The following is a 25,094-nucleotide window of genomic DNA, read 5'->3' as shown; positions in this document are numbered from 1 at the left end:
CGGGTGACAAATGGTTGCCGAAAGCGATATCGCATGCGATATCGCTTTCCAGACTCGAGTGCGGCTCAGAACATGTCGTCCAGCGACGGCGGACGGCCGCACAGCTTCTGCACCACCCACTGGTTCAGCGAGACCCGCTGCTCGGCCGCCTCCACCATCAGCTTGCCGTGCAGCACGGGCGAGGTGCGCACCACGAACCGGCCGCTGTACCTGCGGTCGGTCAGTGACGGCGGCGGGTCGAAACCGTCCGCAACCATCTCGGCGACATAGGCGCTCACCTCCTGCTCGATGGCGGCGGTCGCCTTCGCGGCAGTGCTGCCGTAGGCGAACTGCACGGGAAACTCCAGACACAGGCCGATGTACTTCCCGGCATCGGGGGACCACTCGGCGCGATACGTGTAGCGCGGCATCGCCAGATCATCACGCGCGGCACCGACACCGCGTACCGGCCGGTTCGGACGCCATGTCCTGATCTGTGGGGGCCATGTCCTGGACGCCATCGCCGGTGACGGTCACGATGAGACGGTGACGCGATCGGTGGTGATCCTCGGCTTCGGCGGGGTGCAGGCCCTCGACATCGTCGGGCCGTTCGACGTGTTCACCGGCGCCAGCCTGCAACTGGCGGCCGAGGGTCGGGCGGGCGGCTACGACGTGCGGCTGATCTCGATGGACGGGCGCCCGATCGCGACCAAGACCGGGCTGGAGTTCGTTGCCGCGCCACCGCCGGATCCCCGCGCGCCGATCGACACCGTGGTCATTCCCGGCGGCTTCGGCGTCGAGGAAGCCCGCAGTAACCCCGCCGTCATCGACTGGATCCGCACCGCGGCCGGTGGCGCCCGCCGCGTCGTCACCGTGTGCTCGGGGGCATTGCTGGCCGCCGAAGCTGGACTGCTCGACGGCTGCACGGCCACCACGCATTGGGCCTTCGCGCCGCGGCTGGCCGGCGAGTACCCCGGCGTCACGGTCGACCCGGAGCCCATCTTCGTACGCAGCTCCGACCAGGTGTGGACGGCAGCCGGTGTCACCGCGGGCATTGACCTGGCCCTGCACCTCGTCGAAGAGGACCACGGCACCGAGACCGCTCAGATGGTCGCCCGGTGGCTGGTGCTCTACCTGCGCCGCCCCGGCGGTCAGACCCAGTTCGCGGCGCCGGTGTGGATGCCGCGAGCCAAACGTGCGCCCATCCGTGCCGTGCAAGAGGCCATCGAATCCGAACCCGGTGCCGCACACAGTATCTCTTCCCTTGCACAGCGCGCGGCGCTGAGCCCGCGGCACTTCACCAGATTGTTCACCGAGGAGGTCGGCGAGCCGCCCGGCGCGTATGTCGAGCGGATCCGAACCGATGCCGCCCGCCGGCAGCTGGAGGAAACCGACGACACCGTCACCGTGATCGCCGCCCGCTGTGGATTCGGCAGCGCCGAAACCCTGCGTCGCAACTTCGTTCGGCGCGTTGGTGTTTCCCCAGACCAATACCGCAAGTCATTCGCATAGAGGAGAAGCCATGCAGATCGCCATCGTGTTGTATCCCGGATTCACCGCACTCGATTTCATCGGCCCGTACGAGTCGCTGCGCTGGTTGCCCGACGCCGAGGTGCGTTTCGTCTGGCATGAACCGGGACCCGTCACCGCCGACTCCGGGGTGCTGGTGGTCGGCGCGACGCATTCCTTCGACGAGACCCCCTCGCCCGACGTGATCCTCATCCCAGGGGGATTCAGCACCATGGAGCACGCCCGCGATCAGGCCCTGCTGGACTGGGTGCGCCGGGCACACCGCACCGCCACGTGGACGGCGTCGGTGTGCTCCGGATCGATCATCCTGGCCGCCGCCGGGGTGCTGGACGGCAAGCGGGCCACCTCGCACTGGGCGGCCCTGCCCACGCTGCGCACCTTCGGGGTCGAGCCGGTCGGTGACGAACGGATCGTGCACCAGGGTGACGTGGTGACCGGCGCCGGGGTGTCGGCCGGTATCGACCTCGGATTGTGGCTGGCCGCCCAGATCGCGGGGGAGGACCGAGCCAAGGCCATCCAGCTGTCCATGGAGTACGACCCGCAGCCGCCGTTCGATTCCGGGCACTTCTCCAAGGCGTCCACCGCGACCAAGGCGTCGGCCACCGCCCTGATGTCGCGCGAGCTGTTGAAACCCAGCGCACTGAAGGCCACCACGTTGCTGCTGTGGGACCAGGCCATCAAGAAGGTGCGCGCCCGCAAGTAGGGTCGGCCGGGTGAACCTGGCTTACGACGACCGCGGCAGCGGTGATCCCGTCCTGTTCATCGCCGGCCGCGGCGGCGCCGGTCGCACCTGGCACCTGCATCAGGTACCCGCATTCCGGCGCGCCGGTTACCGCGTCATCACGTTCGACAATCGCGGCATCGGCGCCACCGAGAACGCCAGCGGCTTCACCACCGAACAGGTGGTCGCCGACACCGCCAAACTCATCGAGGACGTGGTCGGCGGGCCGGTGCGGGTCGTCGGCGTATCCATGGGCTCCTTCATCGCCCAGGAACTGATGCTGGCCCGCCCCGACCTCGTCACCCAGGCTGTGCTGATGGCCACCCGCGGCAGGCACGACAAGGCCAGGGAGTTCTTCAGCACCGCCGAACGCGAGCTGGCCGCCGCCGGCATCACGCTGCCCCCGGCCTACGACGCCAAGATCCGATTGCTGGAGAGCTTCTCGCCGACCACCCTCAACGACGACCGCGCGGTGATGGACTGGGCCGAGATGTTCACCATGTGGCCCACCAAACCCACCCCCGGGTTGCGCAGCCAGCTGGACGTCGCCCCGAAGGCCAACCGGCTGCCCGCTTACCAGGGCATCACGGCGCCGGTCCTGGTCATCGGGTTCACCGACGACGTCGTCATGCCGCCGCACCTCGGCCGCGAGGTGGCCGACGCGATTCCGCGCGGCCGGTATCTGGAGATCGGTGCCGCCGGACACCTCGGTTTCATCGAGCAGCCCGACACCGTCAACACCGCGATCCTGGACTTCTTCGGCGAAGGCCGCACGGAGTTGCCCATCGAGCCCACCCCGCTGGGCCGGGCATAGGCTGACATGGTGAACCCCTCGACGACCCAGGCGCGCGTCGTCGTCGACGAACTCATTCGTGGCGGCGTACGCGACGTGGTGTTGTGTCCCGGTTCACGCAACGCGCCGCTGGCCTTCGCCCTGCACGACGCCGACCGCGCCGGGCGCCTGCGGCTGCACGTCCGGATCGACGAGCGCACCGCCGGATACCTGGCCATCGGCCTGGCGGTCGGCGGCGAGATGGCCCCGGTGTGCATCGCGATGACCTCCGGCACGGCGGTGGCCAACCTCGGGCCGGCGGTGATCGAAGCCAACTACGCCCGCGTGCCGCTGATCGTGCTGAGCGCCAACCGGCCCTACGAGCTGCTGGGCACCGGAGCCAACCAGACCATGGAGCAGCTCGGCTACTTCGGCACCCAGGTGCGGGCCACCATCAGCCTGGGACTGGCCGAGCAGCCGGCCGAGAACGACCTGGCCGCGTTGAACGCGCAGTGGCGCTCGGCCACCTGCCGGGTCCTGGCGGCCGCCACCGGAGCACGCACCGCCAACGCCGGCCCCGTGCAATTCGACATCCCGCTGCGCGAACCACTGGTCCCCGCCGCCGACGATCACCCCGACGCCACCCCGCCAGGACGGCCGGGCGGCACACCGTGGACCTACACCCCGCCGGTCAGCTTCGACCAGCCGCTGGATATCGACCTCAGCCCCGACACCGTGGTGATCGCCGGACATGGGGCCGGCCATCACCCCAACCTGGCCGCGCTGCCCACCGTGGCCGAACCCACCGCGCCGGCCCCGGCCAATCCGTTGCACCCGCTGGCGCTGCCATTGCTGCACCCCGAGCAGGTCATCATGCTGGGTCGGCCCACGCTGCACCGCCCGGTGTCGGCGCTGCTGGCCGATCCCGCGGTACCGGTGTTCGCGCTCACCACCGGGCCCCGCTGGCCCGATGTGTCCGGCAACTCGCAGGCCACCGGCACCCGGGCGGTCGCCACCGGCGCACCCGACACGGGCTGGCTGCACCGCTGCGCCGACATCCACCGGCGCACCCTAGCCGCGGTGCACGCCCAGCTCAAGGAGCATCCGCTGACCACCGGCCTGCACGTCGCCGCCGCGGTGGCCGAGGCCTTGGGCGACGGTGATCAGCTGGTGCTCGGCGCCTCCAACCCGGTCCGCGATATGGCGCTGGTCGGACTGGCCGCCCCGGGTGTGCGGGTGCGGTCCAACCGCGGCGTCGCCGGTATCGACGGCACGGTCTCCACCGCCATCGGCGCGGCGCTGGCGCATGAGCGGGCACACGAGCGCACCGGCGGGGAGCGGCTCGGCAAGACCGTCGCGTTGATCGGTGATCTGACCTTCGTGCACGACAGCTCGGGCCTGCTGGTCGGGCCCACCGAGCCGCACCCCAAGAACCTGACCATCGTGGTGTCCAACGACAACGGCGGCGGCATCTTCGAATTGCTGGAGCAGGGCGATCCCCGGTTCTCCGACGTGTCCTCGCGGGTCTTCGGAACCCCGCACGATGTGGACGTCGGCGCGCTGTGCCGTGCCTACCACGTCGACAGCGCCCAGATCGAGGTCGACGATCTCGGAGCGGCGCTGGCCGAACCGTACGACGGGATGCGCGTGCTGGAGGTGAAGGCCGACCGGTCGTCGCTGCGGGCGCTGCACGCGTCGATCAGGGCGGCCCTGTAGTGCATGGTGTAGTACAGACCGGGGTCCGACGGCTGGAAGCCTTGTGGCGCAGCGTGATCCCGCATCTGCTCGGCGACGGCACCGAAACCAGGGCGCAGCGGGTGGTGCGTCGCGTCCGGGTCGGCATCGTGCTGGCGGCGGCGCTGGTGACATTCCAGTCCGTGCTGCTGGTGATCGGTGCCTGGGTCAACGACCGGCAGATCGAGCGCAATATGGGGGTGGCCGCGGCCGAGGTGCTCGACGCCGGCCCGCGCCGCTCGACCATCGAGTTCGTCACCCCCGACCGCGTCACCTACCGACCCGAACTCGGGGTGCTCTACCCGTCGGAGCTGGAGAACGGCATGCGCATCTACGTCGAGTACGACAAGACCGATCCCGACCTGGTCCGGGTGCAGCATCGCAACGCCGCGTTGGCGATCATCCCGGCCGGATCCATCGCGGTGCTGGGCTGGCTGATCGCGGGCGCCGCGCTGGTGGCGGTCGAGGTGGTGGACCGACGGCTCACGCCGAATCGATCAGCTTCTTGAGCCAGTCGTTGTCGTAGATGTCGATCTTGCGATCCTTGTTGAGGTCGTAGACGGTCGGCGTCCCGGTGCCGGTGGGATCGATCTCGTAGAGGAACTCGAAGTTCATGTCCTCCATCGCCTGCGCGTCCACCGCCGCGTCGCCGTCGGCGATCTGCCGGGCCTGCTCATCGGGCACGCCGGCCGTGCGGGCCATCGCGGCCAGCTCGTCGTCGGTGGGGCCTTTACCGCCGGGATCCTGGTGGGCCCACAGATCCTCGACGAACCGCTGGAACGCCACGGCCGGGGTGTGCTTGCCGGTGCCGGCCACGAACAACGCGTTGGCCACCCGTTCGGAATGGTGGTTGCCGTCCTTGTCCAGGAACGTCATCGGCCGGTAGGTGACCTGCAGCGCGCCGATGCCGATGTAATAGCGGATGGCGTCGCCGAAGTCGTGCTGCAGGTCGGCGCAGTGGGTGCACTGCGGTTCGGTGAAGATCTCGATCCGCACCGGCGCCTCCGGGAACCCGGCGACCACACCGAAACCGTCCTTGCTCGCCTCGGTCATCGGCTGCACCGGATCGGGCTGGGCGGCGCCGCTGACCTGCCTGGCGCACCCGACCCCGGTCAGCAGCGTGAACGCGGCCAACACCACCAACCATCGACGCACAGCGCAACCGTACCGCTGTCGTGCTGTTCGCACGCCATATGCCGGCACGCAACCGCGTGGTCAACCGCCACTGCGACAGTGGGCTCGTGCGCGTTGCAATCGTTGCCGAATCCTTCCTCCCGAACGTCAACGGCGTCACCAACTCGGTGCTTCGGGTGATCGAGCATCTCCGCCGCACCGGTCACGAGGTCATCGTCATCGCCCCGGACACCCCCCGCGGCCAGCCGCCGGCCGACCGGGTGCACGACGGCGTCCGGATCCATCGGGTCCCGTCGATGATGTTCCCCAAGGTCACCTCGCTACCGCTGGGCGTGCCCCGTCCGCGAATCGTCAACGTGCTCCGCGGATTCGATCCCGACGTGGTGCACCTGGCCTCGCCCGCACTGCTGGGCTGGGGCGGGGTGCACGCCGCGCGGTACCTGGGGGTGCCGACGGTGGCGGTGTTCCAGACCGATGTCGCCGGGTTCGCGCAGAGCTACGGGGTCGGCATGTTGTCCCGGGCGTCCTGGGCATGGACCCGGCGGCTGCACAGCAAGGCCGACCGCACCCTGGCGCCGTCCACCGCCGCAATGGAAGACCTTGCCGCCCATCGCATCCCGCGGCTGCACAAGTGGGGACGCGGGGTCGACATCACCGGTTTCGTACCGTCGGCCCGTGATGAGGCGCTGCGCCGCAGGCTCTCACCCGCCGGCTTGCCGATCGTCGGGTTCGTCGGCCGGCTGGCCCCGGAGAAGCATGTCGAACGGTTGGCCGGCTTGGCCGCCCGCGACGATCTGCAACTGGTGATCGTCGGCGACGGTGTGGACCGGTCCAAGTTGGCGACCCTGATGCCCCGCGCGGTGTTCACCGGCGCGCTCTACGGCGCGGAACTGGCCACCGCCTACGCCAGCATGGACGTGTTCGTGCACCCCGGGGAACACGAAACCTTCTGCCAGGCAGTCCAAGAGGCGATGGCCTCCGGTCTCCCGGTGATCGCACCCAACGCCGGCGGGCCCCGGGACCTGGTCACCCCGATGCACACCGGCCTGCTGCTGGGCGTCGAGGAGTTCGAGAAGCGGCTGCCCGGCGCCGTCGACCACCTGATCGCCGAACGAGCCCGCTACTCGGCGGCCGCCCGGCGCAGCGTGCTCACCCGCACCTGGCCCGCGGTCTGCGACGAACTGCTGGGCCACTACGAGGCCGTCATCGGCCTGCGCCGGCGCGCGGCCGCCTGAGCTCGACCTACCCCTGGGCCTCGATGGCCACCGGCTGCCACTCTTCCCATGTCCTGAGCCGACTTTCGTAGTCGGCCTTGGCCAGGGTCAGCGGCAGCTCGCCGAAGAACACCCGCAGCGGCGGCTTTTCCGCGTCGACGATCTTGAGCACCGCCGCGGCCGACGCCTTCGGGTCACCGGACTTCGAGGTGCGCGCGGCGCGCGCCCGCTGGGCGGCCTCGCGTGCCTCGTCGTAATCGGGTAGCGGTGTCGTGTGTTTGGCCGACGAGCCGGCCCAGTCGGTGGAGAACCCGCCCGGTTCGACGAGCGTCACGTGGATGCCCCACGGTGCCACCTCCTGCGCCAGCGATTGCGAGAAGCCCTCCAACGCCCATTTGGAGGCGTGATAGATGCCCACCAGCGGGAACGCCGTGATGCCGCCGATCGAGGACACCTGGATGATGTGCCCGCTGCGTTGCGCCCGCAGGTACGGCAGCGCGGCCTGGGTCACCCACAGCGCGCCGAACACATTCGTCTCGATCTGGTCGCGGGCCTGCGCCTCGGAGAGCTCCTCGATGAAGCCGAACTGCCCGTACCCGGCGTTGTTCACCACGACGTCGAGCCGCCCGAACCGGTCGTGGGCCTGTTTGACCGCCGCGAAATCGGCCTCCCGGTCGGTCACGTCCAGGCGCAGCGCCAGCAACGCGTCACCGTACTTGTCCGCCAGGTCATCCAGCGTGGCGGTGTCGCGGGCTGTCGCGGCCACCTTGTCACCGCGCTCCAGGGCGGCGATCGCCCATTCCCGGCCGAAGCCCCGCGAGGCCCCGGTGATGAACCACACCTTCTCTGTCATGTCGTCCCTCTCGTCGTGGGTGCACCCGATCGTTGTCAAGGCCGCCACCGTGCAGGCCATTCCCGGGAGCCCGAGACTCACAGGTAGTTTTGGTGCGGTGAACCGCGCGACGCTGGAAAAAGACCCACACGAGGTGGCGTCGATGTTCGACGCCGTGGCTCGCCGCTACGACCTGACCAATACGGTCATGTCGCTGGGGCAGGACCGGTTCTGGCGACGGCAGACGCGGGCCGCACTCGGCATCGGGCCGGGCGACACGGTGCTGGACCTGGCGGCCGGCACCGCGGTGTCGACGGTGGAGTTGGCGGCTTCCGGCGCATGGTGCGTGGCGGCCGACTTCTCGGTGGGGATGCTCGCCGCGGGCGGGGGCCGCGCGGTGCCCAAGGTAGGCGCGGACGCCACCCGGCTGCCGTTTGCCGACGGGGTGTTCGACGCGGTGACCATCAGCTTCGGATTGCGCAACGTCGTCGACCATGTGGCGGGCCTGCGGGAGATGGCCCGGGTGACCCGCCCGGGCGGACGGCTGGTGGTGTGCGAGTTCTCCACCCCGGCCAACCGGGCCTTCGCGACGGTGTACAAGGAGTACCTGATGAAGGCGCTGCCGGCGATGGCCTCGGCGGTGTCCAGCAACCCGGATGCCTATGTGTACCTGGCCGAGTCGATCCGGGCGTGGCCCGACCAGGCCGCGCTGGCCGGCCGGATCGCCGACGCCGGCTGGGGCGCGGTGCGCTGGCGTAATCTCACCGGCGGCATCGTCGCGCTGCATGCGGCGGTGAAACCGCCCGTCGACTGAGGCGGTCCGGTGAGCGTTCCCGTACTGGCTGTCGCCGGCCATCTCGGTGCCGGTAAGACGACCCTGCTGAACCATCTGCTGCGCAACGGTTCTGGTGTGCGGATCGGCGCCCTGGTCAACGACTTCGGCGCCGTCAACATCGACGCCATGCTGATCGCCGGCCAGGTCGACGCGATGGCCGCACTGTCCAACGGCTGCATCTGCTGTGTCACCGACGACGGCGAGCTGGCCGAGATGCTCGGCAAACTGGCCGCGGTCAAACCCCGGCTCGACCTCATCGTGGTGGAGGCCAGCGGTGTCGCCGAACCACCCGCGCTGGCCCGCACCATCATGGCGGTGGACGACAACAGGTTTCACTACGCCGGTCTGGTGCTGGTGGTCGACGCCGGCGCGCCCACCGGCCTGGAGCACGGCGCGCGCGTCGCCGACCTGATCGTGCTGAACAAGGTGTCGGCCGCCGAGGATCTCGAGGCGGTGCGGGCGACGGTACGCGCGCACAATCCGGTCGCACCCGTCGTCGCCACCGATTTCGCCAAGGTCGACCCCGGGCTGTTGATCGACCCGGCGCCCCGGCCGCCGCGCGCGCAGATGTCCTTCGACGAGCTGCTGCACGACGAGCATCACGATCACGAGCATCCGGAGTATCAGAGCATCGACTTCCGCTGCGACACCGCATTGAACCCGCGGTTGTTCATGAACCTGCTGCGGGATCGACCCCAAGGGCTCTATCGCGCAAAGGGTTTCGTGGACTTCGGCCCGGCGCACCGCTATCTGCTGCACGTGGTCGGCGGCTCGGTGCGGTTCGAGCGGACCCGGCGGGCCGGTACCGAACTGGTGTTCATCGGCACCGAGATCGACACCGATGCGCTGCGTTCGGCGTTGGACGAGTGCAGCCGGGTGCCCGCCGACGAGCAGGGGATCCTGGGCGTGCTCAAGTTCGTGGTGTAGGTATCCTGACCGCTCATCGGAAAACTGAGGAGCCGGGTTGTTCAAGGTCAACGAGTATTTCGACGGTGACGTCGCGTCGATCGCCTTCGCGACGGCCGACGGGCCCGCGACCGTCGGCGTGATGGCGGTCGGCGAATACGAGTTCGGCACCTCGTCGGTGGAGATCATGCACGTCGTCTCCGGTGCCCTGACCGTGAAACTGCCCGGCCGCGACGAGTGGGAAACCTACGCCGCCGGAACACAGTTCACCGTGCCGGCCGACAGCTCGTTCGGGGTGCGTGCCGACGTCGAGACCGCCTACCTGTGCGAGTACCGCTGACCATCACGCGAGCGGCCGTGTTTGCGCAGTGACACGCCGCAGAACGTGGCATTTTGGGGGCGCTCAGCTGAAGGGCTTGCGCTGATCCAGCCGCCGTGAGGCCCGCCCGGCCGTCCGCCACGCCCGGGCGATCCAGTCCTCGTCCTCGTCGGTGACCAGATTGCCCATCACCCGGACCGCGACGGTCATCAAGAAGTCCGACCGCATCGCCAACGGCCCGGTCGTCGGCAGGAACCGCGGGTAGGTCAGCAGCAGGGCCAGTCGGCGGGCCACCGAGAACCCGCGCGCGTAGTGCTCGGTGAGCACGGCGGGCCACGCGGCGGACAGATCCCCGCCATTCAACAGTTCGGCGGCCAGTCGCCCCGTCTCCAGCCCGTAGTCGATGCCTTCCCCGTTGAGCGGATTGACGCAGGCGGCCGCATCGCCGATCAGCATCCAATTGGGGCCGGCCACACCGGATACCGCACCGCCCATCGGTAGCAGCGCGGACAGTCCGGCGCGCGGCTCACCGGAGAAGCCCCATTCCTCCCGCCGTAATCCGGCGTAGTAGGACATCAGCCGCGGCAGCCGGACATCGGCGGGCCGCCTCGCGGTGGCCAGGGCGCCCACTCCGATGTTCACCTCGCCGTTGCCCAGCGGGAAGATCCAGCCGTAGCCGGGCAGCACATCGCCTTCGGGCGAACGCAGCTCCAGATGTGATGTGAGCCACGGCTCGTCGGCGCGCGGGCTGCCGGCATAGCCGCGGATGGCCACTGCGTAGACGGTGTCCTGGTGCCAGCTGCGCCCCAGCGCCCGGCCCAGCGTCGAGCGGGCACCGTCGGCGACGATCACGGTGCCGACCGCGATCTCGGTGCCGTCGGCGAGCACCAGCGCGCTCACGCGTCCCCCCGAGTCATGCTGGGCGTCAACCACCTTGGTGCCCAGCAGCATCTCGGCGCCCTCGTCGGTGGCGGCCATCCGGATCCGGTCGTCCAGTTCGGTGCGCGGCACGGCGCTGCTCGTGGGCGGGAAGGACGGTCCGGGCCAGCGGATCTCGACGTCGGCGCCGAAGCCGGACATCCGCAGACCGTGATGCCGGATCCGGCCGTCCAGCCAGTCACCCAGACCGAGTCGTTCCAGCTCGGCGACCGCGCGCGGCGTCAGCCCGTCGCCGCAGGCCTTGTCACGCGGGAACTGCGCCGAGTCGATCACCAGCACGTCCCGCCCGGCGCGGGCGGCCCATGCGGCCGCCGACGAACCGGCCGGCCCGGCCCCGACGACAACCACATCTGCTCGCCTCATAACGCCTCACAGTATGTTGGACGAATGAGGACACCGGCGAGCGTGGTGGCGGGGGTGGACTTCGGGGATCCGGAGTTTGCCGCACGGGTGCGCGAGGGGGTAGCCCGCGTCGAGGATCTGATGTCCACCGAGCTGGGCAAGGCCGATGAGCTGATGGCCGAGGCCGTCCAGCACCTGTTCCAGGCCGGCGGTAAGCGCTTCCGGCCGCTGTTCACCGTGCTCTCGGCGTCGTTGGGGCCCCAGCCCGACCATCCGGATGTGGCCATCGCGGGTGCGGTGATCGAGCTGGTGCATCTGGCCACCCTCTATCACGACGACGTCATGGACGAGGCGCAGGTGCGCCGCGGCGCGGACAGCGCCAACGCCCGGTGGGGCAACAACATCGCCATCCTGGCCGGTGACTACCTGTTCGCGACGGCGTCGCGGCTGGTGTCGCGGCTGGGCCCGGACGCGGTGCGGGTGATCGCCGACACCTTCGCCCAGCTGGTCACCGGGCAGATGCGGGAGACCCGCGGCGCGGTGACCGGCGCCGACGAGGTCGAGCACTACCTGAAGGTGGTCTACGAGAAGACTGCGTGCCTGATCGCCGCGTCCGGTCGGTTCGGTGCCACCTTCTCCGGTGCGGACGAGGAGCAGATCGAGCGGCTGGCGCGGCTCGGGGGAATCGTCGGCACGGCCTTCCAGATCTCCGACGACATCATCGACATCGACAGCGATCCCGACGAATCGGGCAAGCTGCCCGGCACCGACCTGCGCGAAGGCGTGCACACCCTGCCGGTGCTCTACGCGCTGCGCGAACCCGGTGCCGACGGTGACCGGCTCCGGACACTGCTGGACGGTCCGGTCGACGACGATGCCGAGGTGGCCGAGGCGCTGGCGCTGCTGCGCCGGTCGGCGGGGATGACGCGGGCCAAGGAGGCGGTCGGCGATTACGCCAGGCAGGCGCGCGCCGAGCTGGACCTGCTGCCGGACGGGCCGGGACGGGCCGCCTTGGCGACGCTGGTGGACTACACCGTCACGCGACACGGCTGAGCGGGTGCACAGGAACCTGCGAGGGGCGCGCGACGTTACACGTTGCGACGACGTTCGTAGGAAGGGAAACCGATGACCTGGCATCCCCATGCCAACCGGATGAAGACGTTCGCGCTGCTGGTCGGTATGTCCGCGCTGATCGTCTTCATCGGGTCGCTGTTCCGTAACCCGTCCATCCTGTGGCTGTCGGTGTTGTTCGCCGTCGGCATGAACGCCTATGTCTACTTCAACAGCGACAAGATGGCGTTACGGGCCATGCACGCGCAGCCCGTCACCGAGATGCAGGCACCGGCGATGTACCGGATCGTGCGGGAACTCGCGACCACCGCCCGCCAGCCGATGCCCCGGCTGTACATCAGCGACACCGATGCGCCGAACGCGTTTGCCACCGGGCGTAACCCACGCAATGCCGCGGTCTGCTGCACCACCGGAATCCTGCGCATCCTCGACGAGCGCGAACTGCGCGCCGTGCTGGGCCACGAGCTGTCGCACGTGTACAACCGCGACATCCTGATCTCGTGTGTGGCAGGAGCCCTGGCCTCGGTGATCACCGCACTGGCCAATATCGCGATGTTCGCGGGCATGTTCGGCGGGAACCGCGAAGGCGGCGCCAATCCGTTTGCCCTGCTGCTCGTCTCGCTGCTCGGCCCGATCGCCGCGACCGTGGTGAAGCTGGCGGTGTCCCGGTCGCGGGAGTACCAGGCCGACCAGTCCGGTGCCGAGCTGACCGGTGACCCGCTGGCGCTGGCCAGCGCGCTGCGCAAGATCGCCTACGGCGTGCAGGCCGCGCCGCTGCCGCCCGAGCCGCAGCTGGCCGACCAGGCGCACCTGATGATCGCCAACCCGTTCCGGGCCGGGGAGAAGATCGGCAAGCTGTTCTCCACCCACCCGCCGATCGAGGACCGGATCCGCCGGCTGGAGGGCATGGCGGGCCGCCGCCTCTGACGCCGAACGAATGGTCCCGATGACACGTTCGGGGTAGGCGGTGATGTCCAGCCAGGTGAACCGCAGCACCTGCCAGCGGTTCAAGATCAAGTAGTTCTGCCGGCGCCGATCCCTCCGGAACTTCTCCGGGTCGCTGTGGAAGGCCCAGCCGTCGATCTCGATGGCCACGCCGTGGTCGGAAACGCGATGTCGATCAGGTACGGACCGGCCGGATGATTGGTCAGCCAGCCGGTGATACGGGCCGCCCGCAGCGCCTTGACCACCAGCCGCTCGGCTTCCGACCGTGCGCCGTCTTGGGCGGCGTACAGCATCCGTCTGGGCCGTCACACAGAGCCCGCGCCAGCACACCAGGTCGGCTGGGGGAGATCCCGCCGACGCACCCGGCACCCGGCCCGTCGTCTGCCGTGACTGTTCCTCGGCACGGTGACCTCGGTGACCTCGGAAGTGAAGCGGGTCAGGCCTTGCCACCAGACCGCCGTGAGACCGGACGCGGCGGCCTGGTTGCCGTATCCCCATACGGCAGAACGGATTCGGGCCGCGTCGGTGAAGGGGCGGTCGTCGACGAAATAGACGCCGCGGGAGCGGCCACGGTTCCCCCGACAGCGATTTCGGCGCGCTCACCCGCGGTCACCGCGGGTAAGCGCGCCGAAGTCACCAGGTCAGGCCGCGCCCACCAGGGTTTCGACATAGGTCGGGGTGACCCGCAGCACGCCGGCGCTGGCGATGTCGTAGAACAATCCGATCACCTCGACGCCGGGTCGGTCGGCGACCAGGGGATGCTGCGCCAGGGTCTGCACCTGCACCGCGATGTTCACCATCGAGAGCTGGTCCACCCGGCTGAAGCCGGCCGCTGCCGCCGACCGGGCGACCGGATGGCTGCCGTCGCCGAAGGCTTCGATCGTCGGATCGCCGTGTGCCAGCCAGGATTTCAGATGCGCGTCGTCCGGGGCGCCGTGCAGCAGGGCCTTCATGGCACCGCAGTTGGAATGCCCGCACACCACGATCGAGGACACGCCGAGCTGGTCCACCGCGAAGGCGATGGCCGCCTCCACCGAGGCATCCCGCTGGCCGGCCGGGATCATGTTGCCGACGTTGCGGACGGTGAACAGGTCGCCGGGGCCGCTGCTGGTGATGACGTTGGGCACCACCCGCGAGTCCGCGCAGGTGAGGAACAGCGTCTCCGGTTGCTGCTCGTCCGCCAGCTCCTTGAGGTGCGGGCGCAGCACCGGCGCGGTCCTACGGTGATAGGTGGCCAGGCCGTCCAGCACCGACGGCGCCGGCTTCTCCTGCCAGGAGCTCCACGGCACGACGCCCGAGCGCTTGTCGAACGGGGTGAAGGCGCGCTCGGGGGGTCCGTCGACCGCACTGTCCATCTCGACGGCACCGACATCGTGGATGTGCACGGTGCCGCCGGTCGCCTCGTGCTGGCGGCGCCATTGCTCGATGGCCTCGTGTGCGGCGTGGTCGATGAAGTCGACGGACAGTTCGACCGTGGCGCTCGTACCCTGCGGGACCGAGCCCAGCACGCTGGTCAACCGGGGCAGCGACAAGAAGGTGCACGACCCTTCGATGTCGACGCGCCAGTGATTGTCCGACACCTCTTCGGCGGAGATCTTGGCGCGGACCACTCGCCACACCGTCAGCGCGACGGCCAGCGCCAGCCCGATCAGCACACCTTCGAGCAGGTTCAGGAACACCACGCACAGGATTGTGACCAGATAGACCGCGAGATCACCTGTGCGACGGGCTGTTTCGATATGTGCGAGCTTGACCAGTTGCATGCCGATGACGATGAGCAGTCCCGCCAGCGCGGCCGAAGGAATCATCTGCGCCAAGCCGGCGAACGGGATGGCGAACACCAGGATCCACACGCCGTGCAGGATGGCCGAGGCCCGGGTCTTGGCGCCGACGGCGACGTTGGTGGAACTGCGCACGATGACGCCGGTGACCGGGAGGCCGCCGACGGCGCCCGAGGCGATGTTGGCCGCGCCCTGCCCGATCAGTTCCCGGTCGAAGTTGGTACGCGGGCCGGTGTGCATGCGGTCCACCGACACGGCCGACAGCAGGCTCTCCACACTGGCGATCAGGGCGACCGTCAGCACGCCGGTGGCGAAGGCGCCCCAGTTGCCGTCGGGCAGGCTGGGCAGCGCCAAGGCGTCCAGCAGGGAACCGTCCAGCTGGATCCGGGCCACATCGAAGGGCAGCAGCACCGACAGTGCCGTGACGCCCACGATGGCAACCAGCGGGCCCGGCACCTTGCGGATGCCTGCTGGCACCCAGCGCCAGCCCACCAGGATCGCGATGACCAGCGCGCCGAGAAGCACCCCGGGGCCGTGCGCGGCGAAGAGCTGGCCGGGCAGTTCGGACACGTTGGCCCAGGCCGAGCTGTGCGAGCTTCCGCCGAGCAGGACATGCACCTGCTGCAGCGCGATGGTGACACCGATACCGGCCAGCATCGCGTGCACGACGACAGGGGAGATGGCCAGCGCCGCGCGGGCGACGCGGCTGAGACCGAACAGCACCTGCAGCACGCCGGCGCATACGGTGATGGCGCAGGTGACCTTCCAGCCGAATTCGGCCACCAGGCCGGCGACGATCACCGTGAGGCCGGCGGCGGGGCCACTCACCTGTAGGGGCGAACCGCCCAGCGCGCCGGCGACGATGCCGCCGACGGCGGCGGCGATCAGGCCGGCCAACACCGGCGCCCCGGAGGCGACCGCGATACCCAGGGATAGCGGCAGGGCGACCAGGAACACCACCAACGAGGCAGGTAGGTCGTACCGCAGAATTGTTTGTCGCATGTGAAAACTCCGTCGCGGGATGTGGGCACAAACGACGTCTTTGTCGCCGTTAGGACGAATTAGCTTGCATCGCAGAGCTTTACGATGATCTGCTTAGCAATTGCTAAGGGCGAGAGTATTTATCGTGCTGACGGACGGTCAAGGAAGATTCGGACTTGCATATCGAACCCAAATCTTCTGCTGTGTGCTGTCTCTCATTGTGCTGTGAAAGGTTTTGTACCGCAGATTGTTTCGATGCGTGTCACTTGATCGGGGTCAAAGTGATGTGAGTCATACCGTTTGTAAGATCTAAGAACTCGCTATGAAGTCCGTGACAGTACCCTGCAAGCTCCGCAGAATGGGTGTATGGCCACGATGTCGCTCCCTCCTCGTACCCATCAGCCGCGCCAGGCGATCCTGGGCCAGTTGCCCAAGATTCATCGCGCCGACGGGTCCCCCATCCGGGTGCTGCTGGTGGACGACGAGCCGGCGCTGACCAATCTGGTCAAGATGGCCCTGCACTACGAGGGCTGGGTTGTCGACGTGGCGCACAACGGCAAAGACGGGGTGGCCAAATTCGACGAGACCGAACCCGATGTGGTGGTGCTCGACATCATGCTGCCCGATATCGACGGTATGCAGATCCTGCAGCGGGTCCGGGAGGCGCAGGGGTACACCCCGACCCTGTTCCTCACCGCGAGGGACTCGGTGCTCGACCGGGTGTCCGGCCTGACCGCCGGTGCCGACGACTACATGACCAAGCCGTTCAGCCTGGAAGAGCTGGTGGCCCGGTTGCGCGGACTGCTACGCCGGTCCAGCCACACCACCCCGCCTGCCGACGAGGTGTTGACGGTCGGTGACCTCAAGCTCGACGGTGCCAGCCGCGACGTCACCAGGGACGGCGCCCCGGTCGCGCTGACCGGTACGGAGTTCGAACTGCTGCGGTACCTGATGCGTAATCCGGGCCGGGCGATCAGCCGCGCCGAGATTCTGGACCGGGTGTGGAACTACGGCTTCGGCGGGAAGTCCAGCATCGTCGACCTCTACATCTCGTATCTGCGGAAGAAGATCGACACCGATCGTGCGCCGATGATCCACACCGTGCGCGGTGTGGGCTACATGCTGCGACCGTCCAGCGATCCGGCGTGATCTGGTGGCCCCGGTCGCTGCGCCGGCAGTTGGTGCTCGGGGTGACGGCCATCGTCACCGTCGTACTCCTGACGGTCGGCGTGCTGTCGGTGTACAGCCTGCGCACGTATGTGGGCACGATGGGCGATACCGAGTTGTCGCGCTCACTGGCTGCGTTCAGCCACGCCTTCCACAAGTTCCAGCTCAAGAAGGACGAGGACGGGCACGCGATGGATTCGGATGCCCTCTCCGCCTTCGTCGGGCAGGCCCCGGGCAACCTCATCGCCCTGGTGCACGACGGTGAGGTGGTGGAGTCGGCGGTGTTCTCCGACGGGGAGCCGCGGTCCGCGCCGCCCGCGGTAGCGGCCGCGCTGGACGACGTCGATTGGTCTCGGTCCGGCCCGCGGACGGTCAAGCTGCCCGAGCTGGGTGCCTACCGGATGGCTGCCGAGCAGTCCAGCGACGGCGACTACCTGGTGTGCGGGGTATCGCTGGACAGCGCCAACCAGGTGATCGCACGCAAGACGATGACGTTGGCGGTGATCATCGTCGTCGCGCTGGTGGTGACGGCATTGGGCACGGTCATGGTGGTCCGGTACGCGTTGCGGCCGTTGCGCCGGGTCGCATCGACGGCGGCCAAGGTGGCCACGCTGCGTCTGGACGCCGACGATCACCGCATCACCGCGCGGGTACAGGCGCGCTACACCGATCCCGACAGTGAGGTCGGTGTGGTGGGCGAGGCGTTGAACCGGCTGCTGGCCAACGTGGACAGTGCCCTTGCCGAACTGGCCGCCTCCGACCGGCGCACCCGGCAATTCCTGATGGACGCCAGTCACGAACTGCGTACCCCGCTGGCGGCGATCCAGGGTTACGCCGAGCTGACCCGGCAGGACAGCGCCGAGCTGCCACCAACCACCGAGTACGCGCTGGCGCGCATCGAGGCAGAGGCCCGCCGGATGACGGGTCTGGTGGGGGACCTGCTGCTGCTGACCCGGCTCGGCGAAGGACAGGACCTGGAATCCGACGACGTCGACCTGGGCGATCTGGTGGTCGACGCGGTGAACGACATCGCGGTGTCGGCGCCGTCGCACCACTGGGTGACCCAGCTGCCCGACGCGCCGGTGTGGGTCCGCGGCGACCGGGCCCGGCTGCACCAAGTGCTCGGCAACCTGCTGACCAATGCGCGGATGCACACCCCGCCCGGCGTGACGGTGACGATCGGGCTGGACACCGATGGGGACCAGGCCCGCCTGACGGTCGCCGACGACGGTCCGGGAATCGACGCCGACCTGTTGCCGAACTTGTTCGGAAGGTTTGTCCGCGCCGATAAATCCCGATCCCGCGAGTTGGGCAGCACCGGCCTCGGACTGGCCATCGTGGCGTCCATCGTGGAAGCACACAAGGGCTCGGTGAGCGTCGAATCATCTTCGGAGAAAACGTGTTTCACCGTCGTTCTGCCGTTGGTGGCAGCCCCTGTGCTGGTATGAGAACGGCCGGTGACCGCTGGCGCTGCTTCCCGCCGGTCTGGCCTGGGCGGGGTGACCGGGTTAGGGTGTGGCCATGCTGAGCAAGATGCTGACCGCGCTGGTGGGCGCCGTGGCCGCCGCCGCGGTCGGGATGCCCGGCATGGCTGGCATCGCCGCCGCCGATCCCGCCCCGGCGCCCGCGCCTCCGCCGCCCCCCGACATCAGCGGTTACGCACTGGCCAAGCCCTCGCAGTTCATGCTGAACGACGGGTCGATGTATGCCTTCGTCGTCCCGGGCGGACTCACCTGCATCATGATGCGCACCACCGGTGATTACGGTTGCGGCGGGCAGATCCCGGCCCCGCCGGAGCCGGCCAACGCCGTGACCGGCGGGCAGGTCGGACCACCCGCCTTCGCGATGACCAACGCCTCGATCTACGGGTCGCTCGTCGGGAAGATCAACCCCCTGCTGCCCAACAACAAGATCAGCTACAAGAACATCACGTGCGGCACCGACGGCGTGATGACCACCTGCCAGAACTCGTTCGACCAGTCCGGCTTCGTGCTCAGCCCGTCCGGCAGCTTCATCGTCAACCAGACGAATCCGCTGGTGGATCGCCCAGAGGGCACCGCGCGCAACCCGTTCTTCAACTGACCGCGCGCTCCGGGGGTTTTCAGAAGCCGGAGCCGTGCACCTCGTGGCCGGGTTTTTCCACCATCAGCCCTCGGTAGGCGTCTTCCACCGTGGCGCCGTGGTTGATCACGCCGTCCACCTCCCGGGCAATGGGCATGGGGATCCCGTACTCCTCGGCGAACTCCATGATCACCGAGGCGGCCTTGACGCCCTCGGCCACCTGGTTCATCGCGGCGATGATCTCGTCGACCGTCTTGCCCTGGCCGAGTTGTTCGCCGACATGGCGGTTGCGGCTGCGCTGCGACGTGCACGTGACGATCAGGTCGCCCATCCCGGCCAGCCCGGCGAAGGTGTCACGATGCCCGCCCATGGCGACCCCGAGTTTGGACATCTCGGCGACGGCGCGGGCCATCACCATGGCCCGGGTGTTCTCCCCGATTCCCAGCGAGTACCCCATGCCGACCGCGATCGCGTACACGTTCTTGAGCGCACCGGCTATCTCGACGCCCACCACGTCGTCGGTTGTGTAGGTGCGAAACCTCCTGGTGCGGAACAAGTTTCCGAGATTGGCTGCCAGATGCTGGTCCGGCATGGCCAGCACCGCCGCCGCGGCATAACCTTCGGCGACCTCCCTGGCGATGTTCGGGCCGGCCAGGATGCCGGCCGGGTGCCCGGGTAGCACCTCGTCGACGATCTGGCTCATCCGCATGTTGGTGCCCTGTTCCAGGCCCTTGACCAGCGACACCACCGGAACCCAGGGCCGCAGCTCGTGAGCCAGCTCCACCAGGACGCCCCGGAACCCGTGCGATGGCACGCCCATGACGATGACATCGGCACAGTTGGCCGCCTCGGAGAAGTCGGTGGTGGCCCGCAGACCGTCGGGGAGCGCCACCTCGTCGCCGAGATACCGGGCGTTGCGGTGGTTCTCGTTGATGTCCTTGGCGGTGTCCTCCGAGCGCACCCACTGCAGGGTCGGGCCGCGCCGCGCGCAGATCGACGCGACGGTGGTGCCCCACGAGCCACCACCCAGGACGACGACGTTCGGTTCGCGTTGCGCAGCTGCCATGCGGCCAGGTTAGGTGGGGCGCCCCGGGTTGGGGGCCGATTCGATTGTTGCGCGGAAACCCCCGCGGGCTGTGCGACGATCGATTCAGTCGGTGGAGGGGTTCGGTGGCTTCAGTTTCAGAGGTGGCGGCGTCACGGCCGGAGACCTTGCTGACTGCCGCAGCTCAACTCGGCGGCAAGATCGGCGAACTGGAATCCGCGATCGCCGGCCAGCGGCGGGTCATTGCCGAACTGCGCGGATCGTGGGCGGGGACGGCCGCCGATGCCGCGGTGGCCCGCGCCGAACGGCACATCGCCGATATGGAGCTGTTGCGTGGGCGTCTGCTCGCCTGCCGGGCGGCGTTGCAGCGCGGTGGCGCCCAGTTGTCCTCGGCGCGGACCGGCTTGTTGTCCATCGTGTCCGGGTTGCGCGCCCAGGGGTGGCGGGTGGCCGACGACGGAACGTGCACACCACCGCTGAACGTCACGCGGGTGTTCGCGGTGCTGGCTCAGGCGTGGACCGCGATCGTCAAGAAGCTCCTGGACCTCTACGACGACATCGACCGCGCCACCGCGGAGGCGGTGCGGGCGGCCGCCGACGGTGTGGCACCGCAACAACCGGCCGGGGCGCCACCCCCGCCGCAGATCCCGGCGGCGGGCACCAAACCCGACGACGTGAAGAAGTGGTGGGACGGGCTGACGGCCGAACAGCGGCAGAAGTACCTCGCCGACCATCCCGCCGAACTGGGCAACCTCAACGGTATCCCGGCCGACATCCGTGACAAGGTGAACCAGGCGGTGATGAACGACGACCTGAGCCGCGTGCGAGATATCGCGGGCCGCAACGGAGTATCCGAGGACGATGTCCTCAAGGATCCCGCCAAGTACGGGCTGACCGCCGAGGACGCCACCCGCTTCTACAACGCCAGGCGCACCAGCGAGGGGTTGGCGCACCAACGCGGCTCCGACCCGGAGAACCCGCGGCCGGTGCTGCTGTGGGGCTATCAGCCGCTGGCCGACAACGGTCAGGGCCGGGCCGCAATCGCGATCGGCAATCCGGACAAGGCCCGCAACACCGCGGTGATCGTGCCGGGCACCGGCAGCAGTGTGCGTGATGGCTGGTTGGCCGACGGCCACGACGATGCCATCAAGCTCTACGACCAGTCCCAACTGGCCGATCCCGACGACCCGACGGCCGTCATCATGTGGATGGGATACGACGCGCCGGACGGTTTCACCGATCCCCGGGTGGCCAATCCGGACCTGGCCCGCTATGGCGGCGCGCTGCTGGCCGCCGATGTCAACGGCTTGTCGGCCACTCATGAGGGTGCGTCGCACGTGACGGTGATCGGGCATTCCTATGGTTCCACCACGGTGGCCGACGCGTTCGCCGGCAGTGGGATGCGCGCCAATGACGCCGTCCTGATCGGCTCTCCCGGAACGGATTTGGCCAAGAGCGCGGCCGACTTTCACCTCGACGGCGGCAAGGTCTACGTCGGTGCGGCCTCCACGGACCCGGTCAGTTGGATCGGCACGCCGGGGCCGATCCCGGCCAATGTGCTCAACCAGCAGCTCGGCTATCCGGTGGGGTTGCAGGCCGGCCTGGGCACCGACCCGGCCGGTGACGAATTCGGGTCGGTGCGGTTCCGTGCCGAGGTGGCCGGCCACGGCGGCTGGAGTGTGCACGATCATTCGCACTACTACGACATGGGCAGTGAGTCGTTGCGCGCCATGACCGATATCGCCAGCGGGAACTCCGACCGGCTGGCCGACGACGGCCTGCTGGCCGACGCCCGGCGCCAGCCGCACATCACCACCCCGAGTCATGTCGAGCTGCCGTTCGGCATCGATGTTCCCCTGCCGCACATCGACTCCGACATCCCCGGTACGCCGGCATTCATCGACCCCGAGGCAGATCGTGCAGGAAGTTCGGTGACCACAGAGCATGAATACAAATAGGGCAGCGGCGGCCATCGCCGCCATCGTGATGTTAGGAGGATGTGGGGTGAATGCCGGACATCCAGACCCGGAGCGGCCGGTCGATCCGCTGACCGCCGATCAGGCCACCCGGCAGGTGGTCGATGTCGGCAGGCAGCTGCGCAAAGTGGGCGATTTGCAAGGAGTCTCGGGTGGCTTCTCGTTCGAATCGTGTAATGACCAAGGGGAGCCGCCCTACCGCGGCAAGGTGGAGATGAGCTCGGTGCTGCCCACCGGGGCGACCCCGGACGCATACGCGCGCCGCGTCGCCGATGCGATGGTGGCCGCCGGGTGGACCGATGGTCCGCCGCCGGGCAAGAAGCCCTACGGCACCGTCATCAACAAGGACGGTGTGATGGTGGTGATGGGCCGCGCTCACGTGGACGGCCGGGTGGCCTACACCATCTTCGGGGAATGCCGCGACACCACCGACCACCGCGACGACGGGGCCACCATCGGTCACCCGATCACCGAGGAACTCCTGCGCGACGGCTGACTTCGCCCACCGAGTCGGTCGACCGGCGGGCATGTGATGTCGTCCGACCGGCGTACCAAAACCTTCCCGAGGCGTTACGCTCAGCCTAAATTCTCTTGCATACGCAACAACACGTCTATCTCGGGGAGAAAAAGTAGTGAAGAGCACCCTCATCGTCGCCGGGCTGATCGGCGCCGCCTCCGCCGGCGGTTTCGCGTTCGCCGCGCCCGCCTCGGCGGCATGCGCGCCGTCGTTCACGTCGATCCCGTGCACGATCGTCACCAACGTGGCGCAGGCGCCCGGCCAGGTCGCCGGCAACCTCGCGGTGGCGCCCATCGTTGCCGGCGCAGCGTTGGCCGCGGCACCGACTCAGCTCGGCCAGAGCCTGGTGGCTGCGCCGCAGACGCTGGCCGATAGCCTGGCGGCCGCGCCGGGGCAGCTGGCCGGCGGTCTCGCCGCCGCGCCGCGACAGCTCGCCGGTGGCCTGGCGGCCGCGCCGGGGCAGTTCGTGCGGGCCATCATGAACGGCGGGACGGACCCCGAGTCGAAGTAAGAGCGAATTCCTGCGAAGGCCCCGGAGGCGATGCCTCCGGGGCCTTTCGCGTTCGCTGAGCTATCCGAACTCGCGTGGTGTTTACGGACATTGTTATTGCGTACGCAAGGATGCGCCACGCACTTTTAGTTGCATTCGCAACCTCTTGACGCATGTCCACCCCGCAAACTTGCAGCTCCGTCAAATCAGGAGCCATAGCGACAGCTCAGCGTGTTTCTGTGAGCTCTCCGGTGCGGGACGTAGCGACACAAACTAGGCAACGGAATCGACCGAGTTGGGCTACGCTGATCGCAATCATCTTGCTCATGTGAGGCCCGTCATCCCGAATAAGGAGTAGCAGTGAAAAGCATCCTCCCGGCCGTGGCCGGTGCCGTCGTTGGCGCTGCGAGCCTCGGCGGCTTGGCATTCGCGGCCGCGGCGCCCGCGCAGGCGAGTTGTGCCCCGTCGTTCACCTCGATCCCGTGCACCATCGTGACCAACGTGGCGCAGGCGCCGGCTCAGACCGCCGCCGGTCTCGCGGTGGCCCCGCAGCAGCTTGCCGACGGTCTGGCCGTGGCACCCGGGCAGCTGCTCGCCAGCAAGGGCTGCCCTGAGTCGAATGGGGAGACGCCGCCGTGTGGCTTGCCGGCGGTGCCCGGTCAGCTCCTTGTCGGCGTCGGGACCCTTCCGCTGCAGGCCGCGGCCGGCGTGCAGCAGGTCGTCACCGCCCCGCAGACCATCGCGAACTCGCTCGCCAACGCCCCGGGCCAGTTCGTCCGCGCCATCCTCAACGGGGGAACGGACCCCGAGTCGTAGTAGCGCGTCCAGACTGACGACACGAGCCCGGAGACGGTCACCGTCTCCGGGCTCGTGTCGTCGGCTCAGCGGTAGTTGACGAACTGTAGCGCCACGTCCAGGTCGGCGCCCTTGAGCAGCGCGATGACGGCCTGCAGGTCGTCGCGCTTCTTGGAGCTGACGCGGATCTCGTCGCCCTGGATCTGGGCCTTTACGCCCTTGGGGCCTTCGTCGCGGATGATCTTGGTGATCTTCTTGGCGTGCTCACTGTCGATGCCCTGCTTGAGCGTGCCGGTCACCTTGTAGGTCTTGCCCGACGGCTGCGGCTCGCCGGCCTCGAACGCTTTCATCGAGATGTCCCGGCGCACCAGTTTCTCGATGAACACGTCGATGGCGGCCTTCACCCGCTCCTCGGTGGAGCTGACGATCTCGACGGCTTCTTCGCCCTTCCACGCGATCGTGGTGTCGGTCCCGCGGAAGTCGAATCGGGTCGCCAGCTCCTTGGCTGCCTGGTTGAGCGCGTTGTCGACCTCCTGGCGATCGAACTTGCTGACGATGTCAAAGCTGGAATCCGCCATTGGATCCTCCCTGTCCGTGTTGTCTCGGCGTGGGCCGTTTTCGTCTTCGGTACATCCTCGTTGTAGTCTTCTCCTCGCACCAAACCGGAGTCCGGGGGTGCGACACCCGGCAGGTTGCCCGAGCGGCCAATGGGAGCGGACTGTAAATCCGTCGGCTAACGCCTACACAGGTTCGAATCCTGTACCTGCCACACCTGGTCAGGCCCCCTTTCGAGGGGGCCTGACGTTCTTGCGGTCGAACATCTCTCACGGATTGTCACAAGGCTCGTGGAACTGTGCGCGAGTGCGACGTAAACCATCACCCCGACTGTTCCTGGAATCTTCGTTAGCTGCCAGGTTGCGTCCAGCAGAGTGGTGTACGAGTCGGACCTGATCAGCGGTACCGGCGTGTCGTAGCCGAGTGATTGAAGGTCATCGCGTGATTCTTCGA

The 25,094-nt window shown here is 68.5% G+C and carries 25 protein-coding genes, 1 tRNA gene and 1 pseudogene; 19 read left to right on the top strand and 8 right to left on the bottom strand.

The features are described from left to right. Positions 1-65: 65 nt before the first annotated feature. The gene (locus SBI67_RS05545; RefSeq protein WP_318979611.1) at positions 66-410 is read right to left on the bottom strand and encodes a type II toxin-antitoxin system HicB family antitoxin; all 345 of its coding nucleotides are present in this window, start codon (positions 408-410) and stop codon (positions 66-68) included. Between the two features lie 115 nt (positions 411-525). Here SBI67_RS05545 and SBI67_RS05540 point away from each other — a divergent pair, with 115 nt between their 5' ends. The 5 genes from SBI67_RS05540 to SBI67_RS05520 are packed head-to-tail and all read left to right on the top strand — an operon-like array spanning position 526 to position 5,245. Further along, the gene (locus SBI67_RS05540) at positions 526-1,491 is read left to right on the top strand and encodes a GlxA family transcriptional regulator (RefSeq protein WP_318979610.1); all 966 of its coding nucleotides are present in this window, start codon (positions 526-528) and stop codon (positions 1,489-1,491) included. A gap of 10 nt (positions 1,492-1,501) precedes the next feature. Continuing rightward, a complete protein-coding gene (locus tag SBI67_RS05535) occupies positions 1,502-2,212 on the top strand; it encodes a DJ-1/PfpI family protein (protein WP_318979609.1) in 711 nt (236 codons plus the stop codon). Positions 2,213-2,222: 10 nt separating this feature from the next. Next, entirely contained in the window at positions 2,223-3,044 is an 822-nt protein-coding gene (locus tag SBI67_RS05530) for an alpha/beta fold hydrolase (protein WP_318979608.1), read from the top strand. A 9-nt stretch (positions 3,045-3,053) separates the two neighbouring features. Beyond that, positions 3,054-4,718, top strand: a complete 1,665-nt coding sequence (gene menD / locus SBI67_RS05525; RefSeq protein ID WP_318979607.1) for a 2-succinyl-5-enolpyruvyl-6-hydroxy-3-cyclohexene-1-carboxylic-acid synthase — start codon at positions 3,054-3,056, stop codon at positions 4,716-4,718. Further along, entirely contained in the window at positions 4,718-5,245 is a 528-nt protein-coding gene (locus SBI67_RS05520; RefSeq protein ID WP_318979606.1) for a DUF3592 domain-containing protein, read from the top strand. The genes menD and SBI67_RS05520 overlap by 1 nt, the downstream gene beginning before the upstream one ends. Here SBI67_RS05520 and SBI67_RS05515 read toward each other — a convergent pair. Beyond that, a complete protein-coding gene (locus SBI67_RS05515; RefSeq protein WP_318979605.1) occupies positions 5,220-5,891 on the bottom strand; it encodes a DsbA family protein in 672 nt (223 codons plus the stop codon). The genes SBI67_RS05520 and SBI67_RS05515 overlap by 26 nt on opposite strands. Before the next feature lie 86 nt (positions 5,892-5,977). On the opposite strand from SBI67_RS05515, the gene SBI67_RS05510 reads away from it, so the two are divergent. After that, positions 5,978-7,105, top strand: coding sequence for a glycosyltransferase family 4 protein (locus SBI67_RS05510; RefSeq protein WP_318979604.1), 1,128 nt, complete (start codon positions 5,978-5,980; stop codon positions 7,103-7,105). A 7-nt stretch (positions 7,106-7,112) separates the two neighbouring features. Here SBI67_RS05510 and SBI67_RS05505 read toward each other — a convergent pair whose 3' ends face one another. Then, positions 7,113-7,937, bottom strand: a complete 825-nt coding sequence (locus tag SBI67_RS05505) for an SDR family oxidoreductase (RefSeq protein WP_318979603.1) — start codon at positions 7,935-7,937, stop codon at positions 7,113-7,115. Between the two features lie 97 nt (positions 7,938-8,034). On the opposite strand from SBI67_RS05505, the gene SBI67_RS05500 reads away from it, so the two are divergent. From SBI67_RS05500 to ppnP, 3 genes are read left to right on the top strand one after another with little or no spacing between them, the layout of a single operon-like run. Continuing rightward, positions 8,035-8,730: a demethylmenaquinone methyltransferase gene (locus tag SBI67_RS05500; RefSeq protein ID WP_318979602.1), complete on the top strand. Its 696-nt coding sequence runs from the start codon at positions 8,035-8,037 to the stop codon at positions 8,728-8,730. Between the two features lie 9 nt (positions 8,731-8,739). Further along, positions 8,740-9,678 (top strand): CobW family GTP-binding protein, encoded by a 939-nt coding sequence (locus SBI67_RS05495; RefSeq protein WP_318979601.1) that lies wholly within the window; start codon positions 8,740-8,742, stop codon positions 9,676-9,678. Positions 9,679-9,715: 37 nt separating this feature from the next. After that, the gene (gene ppnP / locus SBI67_RS05490) at positions 9,716-9,997 is read left to right on the top strand and encodes a pyrimidine/purine nucleoside phosphorylase (RefSeq protein WP_318979600.1); all 282 of its coding nucleotides are present in this window, start codon (positions 9,716-9,718) and stop codon (positions 9,995-9,997) included. Positions 9,998-10,060: 63 nt separating this feature from the next. Here the strand turns inward: ppnP and menJ are convergent, their stop codons facing one another. Further along, positions 10,061-11,278: a menaquinone reductase MenJ gene (gene menJ / locus SBI67_RS05485; protein WP_318979599.1), complete on the bottom strand. Its 1,218-nt coding sequence runs from the start codon at positions 11,276-11,278 to the stop codon at positions 10,061-10,063. A gap of 24 nt (positions 11,279-11,302) precedes the next feature. Between menJ and grcC1 the strand changes: the two genes are divergently transcribed. Next, positions 11,303-12,310, top strand: a complete 1,008-nt coding sequence (gene grcC1 / locus SBI67_RS05480; protein ID WP_318979598.1) for a nonaprenyl/(2E,6E)-farnesyl/geranylgeranyl diphosphat synthase — start codon at positions 11,303-11,305, stop codon at positions 12,308-12,310. A gap of 72 nt (positions 12,311-12,382) precedes the next feature. Beyond that, positions 12,383-13,255, top strand: coding sequence for a zinc metalloprotease HtpX (htpX, locus tag SBI67_RS05475; protein WP_024450738.1), 873 nt, complete (start codon positions 12,383-12,385; stop codon positions 13,253-13,255). Here htpX and SBI67_RS29200 read toward each other — a convergent pair. Both SBI67_RS29200 and SBI67_RS05470 read right to left on the bottom strand, forming a co-directional pair. After that, a pseudogene (locus SBI67_RS29200) lies at positions 13,244-13,836 on the bottom strand (endonuclease domain-containing protein); the annotation flags it as partial. The gene htpX and the pseudogene SBI67_RS29200 overlap by 12 nt on opposite strands. Positions 13,837-13,914: 78 nt before the next feature. Beyond that, complete coding sequence (locus SBI67_RS05470; RefSeq protein WP_318979597.1) at positions 13,915-16,056, bottom strand: SulP family inorganic anion transporter; 2,142 nt, start codon at positions 16,054-16,056, stop codon at positions 13,915-13,917. Between the two features lie 345 nt (positions 16,057-16,401). Here SBI67_RS05470 and SBI67_RS05465 point away from each other — a divergent pair, with 345 nt between their 5' ends. The 3 genes from SBI67_RS05465 to SBI67_RS05455 all read left to right on the top strand — a co-directional run bounded on the left by SBI67_RS05465 (position 16,402) and on the right by SBI67_RS05455 (position 19,284). After that, entirely contained in the window at positions 16,402-17,184 is a 783-nt protein-coding gene (locus SBI67_RS05465; protein ID WP_318979596.1) for a response regulator transcription factor, read from the top strand. Continuing rightward, positions 17,181-18,650, top strand: coding sequence for a sensor histidine kinase (locus SBI67_RS05460; protein ID WP_318979595.1), 1,470 nt, complete (start codon positions 17,181-17,183; stop codon positions 18,648-18,650). The genes SBI67_RS05465 and SBI67_RS05460 overlap by 4 nt, the downstream gene beginning before the upstream one ends. Positions 18,651-18,723: 73 nt before the next feature. Then, a complete protein-coding gene (locus SBI67_RS05455; RefSeq protein WP_318979594.1) occupies positions 18,724-19,284 on the top strand; it encodes a hypothetical protein in 561 nt (186 codons plus the stop codon). Between the two features lie 19 nt (positions 19,285-19,303). Here SBI67_RS05455 and SBI67_RS05450 read toward each other — a convergent pair whose 3' ends face one another. Further along, complete coding sequence (locus SBI67_RS05450; protein WP_318979593.1) at positions 19,304-20,329, bottom strand: NAD(P)H-dependent glycerol-3-phosphate dehydrogenase; 1,026 nt, start codon at positions 20,327-20,329, stop codon at positions 19,304-19,306. Positions 20,330-20,433: 104 nt separating this feature from the next. On the opposite strand from SBI67_RS05450, the gene SBI67_RS05445 reads away from it, so the two are divergent. The 4 genes from SBI67_RS05445 (at position 20,434) to SBI67_RS05430 (ending at position 24,107) form a co-directional block, all read left to right on the top strand. After that, positions 20,434-22,266 (top strand): alpha/beta hydrolase, encoded by a 1,833-nt coding sequence (locus SBI67_RS05445; RefSeq protein ID WP_318979592.1) that lies wholly within the window; start codon positions 20,434-20,436, stop codon positions 22,264-22,266. Positions 22,267-22,312: 46 nt separating this feature from the next. After that, entirely contained in the window at positions 22,313-22,780 is a 468-nt protein-coding gene (locus tag SBI67_RS05440; protein ID WP_318979591.1) for a lipoprotein LppJ family protein, read from the top strand. 136 nt (positions 22,781-22,916) lie between these two features. Continuing rightward, on the top strand, positions 22,917-23,312 hold the full coding sequence (locus SBI67_RS05435) for a hypothetical protein (RefSeq protein WP_318979590.1): 396 nt from the start codon (positions 22,917-22,919) through the stop codon (positions 23,310-23,312). 339 nt (positions 23,313-23,651) lie between these two features. After that, positions 23,652-24,107 (top strand): hypothetical protein, encoded by a 456-nt coding sequence (locus SBI67_RS05430; RefSeq protein ID WP_318979589.1) that lies wholly within the window; start codon positions 23,652-23,654, stop codon positions 24,105-24,107. Positions 24,108-24,172: 65 nt separating this feature from the next. On the opposite strand, the gene SBI67_RS05425 is transcribed toward SBI67_RS05430, so the two are convergent. Continuing rightward, complete coding sequence (locus SBI67_RS05425) at positions 24,173-24,664, bottom strand: YajQ family cyclic di-GMP-binding protein (RefSeq protein WP_318979588.1); 492 nt, start codon at positions 24,662-24,664, stop codon at positions 24,173-24,175. Between the two features lie 108 nt (positions 24,665-24,772). Here SBI67_RS05425 and SBI67_RS05420 point away from each other — a divergent pair. Next, a tRNA-Tyr gene (locus SBI67_RS05420) sits at positions 24,773-24,855 on the top strand. Positions 24,856-25,094 lie beyond the last annotated feature (239 nt).

Source organism: Mycolicibacterium chengduense, assembly GCF_033741155.1.
Classification (GTDB): Bacteria; Actinomycetota; Actinomycetes; order Mycobacteriales; family Mycobacteriaceae; genus Mycobacterium.
Note: the sequence above shows the minus strand (reverse complement) of the source record. Positions and strands in the feature narration are given on the sequence as shown.